Here is a 692-nt window from a genome sequence, read left to right as displayed (position 1 = left end):
TTCAGCAGCCAGCCGCCGATCATGCCGCCCAGCGCAAGACCGATGGACTGCGTGGTGTTGTAGACGCCGGCGGCCGCGCCCTTGCGGGTGCCCGGCGCCAGTTTCGACAACAGCGAACGCTGCGACGCCTCCAGAATATTGAAGCCGAGAAAGTAGACAAACAGGATCGCCGCCACACTCAGAATCGTATGCGGAGCGACGCCCAATAACAACTGTCCGATCAGGATAAGAGCAATGGCGGACAGCAGCACGATTTTCATTTTTCCGCGCTTTTCGGCGGCGATGATCGCGGGCACCATCATCACGAACGACAGCCCCATGACCGGCAAATACACCTTCCAGTGCGACGCGACCGGCAGCCCGCCGGCTTCCAGAATGCGCGGCACGACGAGGAACAACGCGGTCTGAGTAGCGTGCAGCACGAGCACGCCGAAGTTCAGGCGCAGCAGCTCGACGTTGTGCAGCACTTCGGCAAACGGCGCACGCACATGCACGGGCTTCGGTGCATCGGGCACGACCCACAGCACGACGCCGACAGCCACGATCGAGAAGATGCCCACCAGCGTGAACAGGCCGCTCATGCCCACCCAATGGAACACGATCGGTGCGCCCACAATCGCCACCGCGAACGAAATGCCGATGCTGCCACCGACCATCGCCATGGCCTTCGTGCGATGCTCCTCGGCGGTGAG

Annotated in this window: 1 protein-coding gene; it reads right to left on the bottom strand. The window is 62.6% G+C overall.

Going from position 1 to position 692, the window contains the following annotated elements; translation table 11 throughout:
* Positions 1 to 692, bottom strand: a 692-nt coding sequence (locus tag C0Z16_RS37045) for an MFS transporter (RefSeq protein ID WP_146014428.1), incomplete at both ends; no start/stop codon positions are given.

It is taken from the genome of Paraburkholderia rhynchosiae (genome assembly GCF_002879865.1).
Lineage (GTDB): Bacteria > Pseudomonadota > Gammaproteobacteria > Burkholderiales > Burkholderiaceae > Paraburkholderia > Paraburkholderia rhynchosiae.
Note: the sequence above shows the minus strand (reverse complement) of the source record. Positions and strands in the feature narration are given on the sequence as shown.